At 63.1% G+C, this 5,227-nt stretch carries 4 protein-coding genes; all 4 read right to left on the reverse strand.

Annotation, left to right across the window (positions count from 1 at the left end; all coding sequences use genetic code 11):
• The coding region (locus CWS39_RS27760; protein ID WP_142386967.1) for a hypothetical protein at window positions 1–506 on the reverse strand (506 nt) is incomplete at its 3' end.
• The gene (locus tag CWS39_RS28770) at window positions 507–1,799 is read right to left on the reverse strand and encodes a secretion protein EccK (protein WP_142386968.1); all 1,293 of its coding nucleotides are present in this window, start codon (window positions 1,797–1,799) and stop codon (window positions 507–509) included.
• 1,048 nt (window positions 1,800–2,847) lie between these two features.
• Window positions 2,848–3,756: a hypothetical protein gene (locus tag CWS39_RS27775; protein ID WP_233213740.1), complete on the reverse strand. Its 909-nt coding sequence runs from the start codon at window positions 3,754–3,756 to the stop codon at window positions 2,848–2,850.
• Window positions 3,757–4,039: 283 nt separating this feature from the next.
• Window positions 4,040–4,867 carry a hypothetical protein gene (locus tag CWS39_RS27780; protein WP_233213741.1) on the reverse strand — a complete coding sequence of 276 codons (828 nt, stop codon included), beginning with the start codon at window positions 4,865–4,867 and terminating at the stop codon, window positions 4,040–4,042.
• Window positions 4,868–5,227: the final 360 nt, after the last annotated feature.

Genomic DNA, 5,227 nt, shown 5'->3' on the forward strand with positions numbered 1-5,227 from the left:
CGCCACCTCAAATTCCACGAAGACCGGGACAACCTCGAGTGAAACGGCGGGAAGTCTGCGAACGGGTAGGTCGCCATGTTCTCGGCCGCCGCGGTCAGCGACGCCCCCGCCTCGGTTATCGCCGAGATCGCCTCATCGACGCTTACTGCGCGGCGGATGTCGTCAGCACACTGCTGCTGCAAATGCAGATGCGCCTGCAGCACGTCCACGACGGCCTGCAACCACCTGGAGATGGCCACCACGCCGCAGGTCTCGAAATCGTTAACACAGGTTCGCAGCCTGCTGACCACGATCTCTGGCCCGGTCGACATTCTGACTTTGGGCGACCTGAGGTGATCGAACCGATCCAGTAGCTCGCGGGTGCCAGCGACCACCGCCGCCCAACGTGCCGCGTCATCGCACGCGGTGAACAACTGCAGATCCAGATCTGCATACATCTCTGGCAGCACCGGGGTCGGCGGATAGCAGATCCTCGGATCATCTTCGTCGTCGAGAGGCAGGGTCACCTAAGACACCCCAACGGCATCCGACGTCAGCACGGCGACGTGCTGCCAATAGATCCAGTCGGCGATTGCCGCCCGCTGTGCGGCCGCATCCGCAGCGGTGTGCGCGCGATACAGCGCCAATTCCTCCATATGCGTGGCGTAGGCGACCATCGCCTGCAGCTGCAACGCCACGCGGCCCGGATCGCTCGCCAGCAACGGCCGGAACACCTCCTTCAACAATTTCAGCTGACGGTCCTCGGGGGCTTGCGGATCCACCGGCGCCGGCGGCAACTGCTCGGGCAGCGCGGCGTCACTGAGCGCCGCCAGCTTCGCCGCCGCATCCGGGGCGATCACCTCCAGCCGCGATCGCCCCTGCATCCGCCCGTCGTTAGGAAGGTCATCCGGCTGCAACACAATCGTCGCGGTTCCGGGGTCGAATCCCTCGAGGTGCTCTTCCATCGCAATCACGGCACGCAACTTCGTGTCATGAGCCTGCGCCCAGCCCTGCAACGCCAGGATCGGATACGTCGCCCACGTTGCCCGCTCCTGCACCGGAATGGATTCGTCGGCACTGGCAAACCTCACCTGTTCGGGCAGGTTCACTCCGTCCGGGATGTAGCCCAGCCCATAGTTGTTGGCCACCACGATCGACCCGTCTTTGGTCAATCCGGTCAGCCACATGAACAGCGGATCCTTGCGACCCCCGCTGCCACCGACATTCAGCGCCGCAGCGATGCGCCGCGCGATCTCAAGCGGGTCGGTCCCCGATCGTCGCAACGCACTCGCAGCCGCATCCCGCTCGGCACGCGCCGCCGATACCGGCACCGGCGCCGGCGCAGCCATCGCCCCCGCAGCGGCACTCCCGGTTGCCGCTGGGGGAAGTGGTGCGGCGGGACCGGCCGGAGCCGACGGTGCGGCCGGCGGCGGAGTGGGCGGCGGACCCAACGGCATCGGGGGTGGAGCCGCCGGTCCACCTGACATGCCGCCTGGCATGGCACCGCTCACCGGTGGTGCACCTGTTGGAGCTGCGGCCCCGCTCGCTGCGCCCGTAGTGGACGCCGGAGTCGACGCTCCGGTCGCCGGAGGCGGCGCCACCGGCTCCACCGGCGTCGGTGGGAGCACTGCTCCGGACGCGGGCTGAATCGGAGCGGAGCCTGCCGCATTCGCCGCGTCGGCGAAGCCCTCCGCAAATGCCTGCACCGGCGTCTGCGGCGGCGCGGCGCCTGTCGGTGGGCCAGCCGCCTGCGTCGGATCCAACCCTGCGGGGGCGTCGCTGGTCTGCGAGAACAGATCACTCAGCGGACTGCTGGGCATGCTGGTGCCTGGGCTTGAGGGTGACGGGGCACCACCGCCGCCACCTAGGACCGGGACACTTGGCGCCGGACCGGTTGATGGGGTTGAAGGCGCCGAGGGGAGGTTGGGGATTGACGGCCTTCCGGATGGAGGTACCGACGGAGGTCCAGGTTGAACGATGGGTGCGGGCGGAGTGACCTTGTCAGGACGTGGCTGATCCGGAGCCGAATTCACCGGCTCGACCGGAGAATCACCACCCGTATCTACGGCAGGCGGAGTGACCTTGTCAGGACGTGGCTGATCCGGAGCCGAATTCACCGGCTCGACCGGAGAATCACCACCCGTATNACCTTGTCAGGACGTGGCTGATCCGGAGCCGAATTCACCGGCTCGACCGGAGAATCACCACCCGTATTTACGACAGGCGGAGTGACCTTGTCAGGACGGGCCTCCTCAGTGCCCTCTCTGCTTACGAGAGTGAACATCGGATCGTCCTCGGCCGGAACGTCGACATCTGTCGGCTGGTCCTGGCCAGGGGTGTCTGTTTCGTTGGCTGGACCATTGGGCAGGTCGGTCTTGTCACCGCCTAAGCTCTTTGCAGCGTCGTCAACTTTCTGCTTATTCTCGTCATATTTTCGATTGACGATCTGATCAATTAGATGTTTGCGGTTGTCAGCATCTTCCGGAATTTCTCCGATCTGTCGATGTCCATCGCTAACATTCTTAAATATATCGGTCTTAACTCCCGTAATTTTCCAAGCCGCCGCGTTGCACCAATTTATCGCATCACGCAGTTCCTGTTCGCGCGCCTCCATCGCAGTGGAGTGCTTTTCAACTTTGGACTGCCCCTTGTTCGCGGCGGTACCCGACCATACGTGTTCACCGTTGAAAATCGCCGCCTGGTGACTTCGCCACGAAATGCGAGCACCAGTTAGCGTCGAAAGGGTTCCCTGTAGTTCTGCAGCGCGAGCCGTGAACTCGCTTTCATCGGTCTCAGGCCATGCGCCGGGGCCAGTCATCCTGTCCGCATACTCACCCATAGGCTTATCTACGGCGCCCGTTTCCATCCTCATGTCGCCACCGCCTTGCATGCCCACTTGACCGTCATGGCCAGATATACTGACGCTTGAGACAGAGCATTGTCCGCTGAAGTGTAGGTTGGAAGAGCGTTCACGAACGCACGGCGATATTGCGCCGCCAAGACCGCAATATCCTCAAGCACTGGATTGCCGCTCTCGCGACCTAAACGCTCCATTTCATCAGCATTGGCCGTCATCACCGGCATAATTGCATCGTTGACCGATTTCTGCTCGGGTGTCCATTTGGCAGCTGGAATCTTAGGATCGATCGCACGCCACCCGGCGGTGTCATCATCAAACTTGATGGACATTGCTGCCCATTCGTCGCACACCGAGTTCGTTTTGGTGAGGAATCGCTGGGGGTGACTGGGGTCGCCAAGATCCGATATCGCCGACGGACCTTCCGGTTCCGGGACTACAGGGGCAACAGGTTGCGCAGAACGGTACTCGATGGCCAAACAGATATAAGTTAGCGCCGACGCCACCACATTCGACGTGATTACTAAATTATCATCCTCGCTGACATAAGAGGGTATGGCATCAACGAATGCCCGTGTATACGCAATATATTGCTGATATAGTTCGCGTATCACTCGCTTCGGCGTTTGTGTGACCAGATTTTGAGTTTGATCTGCAGCCTTCGTCATCGCCTTACCAGCAGTCTCATACATAGTTCGCTGTTCGGCCGTCCACGCGGTCGCAGGCACCAAATGGTCGCGATCGTCCCAATTAACAGAATCGCTTTCAGCAGATTCCTCTCGTGAGATTCGCTGCCACGCATCGCACGTCGGATCTTCGGTGATGATATTGGCCGGCCCGGTGTCGTCGGCGCTGGCGAATTCAGAGTCAGAGCCGTTATCGGCCGTCGGTGAACCACCATTTGAGTCCGGGCGCACCACGAGCACCGTGATGACTACCGCTAGTGCAATCGCCAAGAGTACGGCGACGCCGGCCAGGATCCACTTGCCGCGGCCACCGCCTTTCGGAGGTGGCCCGGGGGCAGGTCCACCCCACTGTGGCAGCGGACCCCACTGCGGCGCTCCCCCGGCGCCGGGCGGCGGCGGACCCCATTGCGGAGTGCTGCCGCCGTATTGACCACCTCCGCTCGGCGGTTGTGAACCAAACGGACCCTGTGGGGGAGGCACACTCATAGGCAGACCTTCGCGTCAGAAACTCTCACGGTCACAAGACAATTGCAGGATCGGATACAGGCGCACCGGTTGGCTGGCGCTCCGGTTCAGCTTCTGGCACTGACCCCGACTGCGCAGCGTCAGCCGTGGCCTCGGGGTGTGGCGCCGCCGCAGGCGCCTTCTCGACAACGGCTTCGCCGGCCGCGGCAGCGTCGGGGGGCTGGGCCTTATTCTCGTGCGCCTGTTCCGCCTGGCTCGGCTGCTCCTGGGCGTCCGCGCCGTCATTCTGGCCCATCTCGCTGGCCATCTTGGTGGCCTGCTGCACGCCACTCTGAACGCCCTGCCCGATACCCTGTGCGGCCTGCCCCGCCATACTGGCCGCTTGCATCGGGGCCTGGGCAGCCTGCTGTGCCATCTGCATCGGCATCCCCATCAGCTGCCCAAGCTGGCCACCCTGTTGTGCGGCACCTGCCGCACCACTAAACGCGGCAGGCGTAGTGCTGCCAGCACCGGACCCTATGGCGCTCCCCGCTCCAGCCGCCGCAGCACCACCACCGCCGGACCCAACGCCGGATGCAGCACCATCCAATTCGGCCAGCGCGCGCCGAATATTGCCGGCGATCTGCTCATCTGTCCGTTCATACATCCCAGCCGCGGTAACAATGTTTTGAGCAGTTTTCAACGCATCAGCCTTAGTAGTCGGCAGACCCGCCATAAACGGAGCCTCATACTCCCCGGTCTTGGCCAACAGCGCCTTCGATAGCGGGTCAGTACCCGCGGTGGTGAACGCAGCAGGTGGCTCGGGAATGTCGCGTGCGGCATTGGCCAAGCCGTTACCCTGCGTCTCGAGTTCGCCAGTGTTGACTCTCAGCTCGTCCATCGGCATCCCCTATCACGCGGTGCGCCAGGACTGTGTAACCGCCCACCGCTAGCCAATCCACTAGTGATTACCGTCCTTGCCCCACGAACCCCCGCCGACAGCGGATTTATACCGCCGGTCCAGCTGTCGGACATCGCTGCCGAGGGCCCCAGCAAGCTCCATGCAGACGGCAGCAGCCGCTGACGCTCATCACTACTCGGCCGGGTAGGCGTCACTCGACTATCTCCGGAAACACGCCACCAGCGCGGGAGCCCAATCGAACCAGCCCGCTCACGCGCATCGGTTAGCCCCCTCCACAATCGTCCAGCAAATCGTACCCGAGTGTTCGGAGGCATTCAGGGTGACCACGTGGGGGTAGCG

Origin of the sequence: Mycobacterium hubeiense, assembly GCF_002838065.1 — a bacterium.
In the GTDB taxonomy this organism is placed as follows: Bacteria; Actinomycetota; Actinomycetes; order Mycobacteriales; family Mycobacteriaceae; genus Mycobacterium; species Mycobacterium hubeiense.

Coding starts and splice junctions, on each gene's coding strand:
- CWS39_RS28770 (WP_142386968.1), bottom strand. CDS start 1,799: ATGCCCAGCAGTCCGCTGAGTGATCTGTTCTCGCAGACCAGCGACGCC.
- CWS39_RS27780 (WP_233213741.1), bottom strand. CDS start 4,867: ATGGACGAGCTGAGAGTCAACACTGGCGAACTCGAGACGCAGGGTAAC.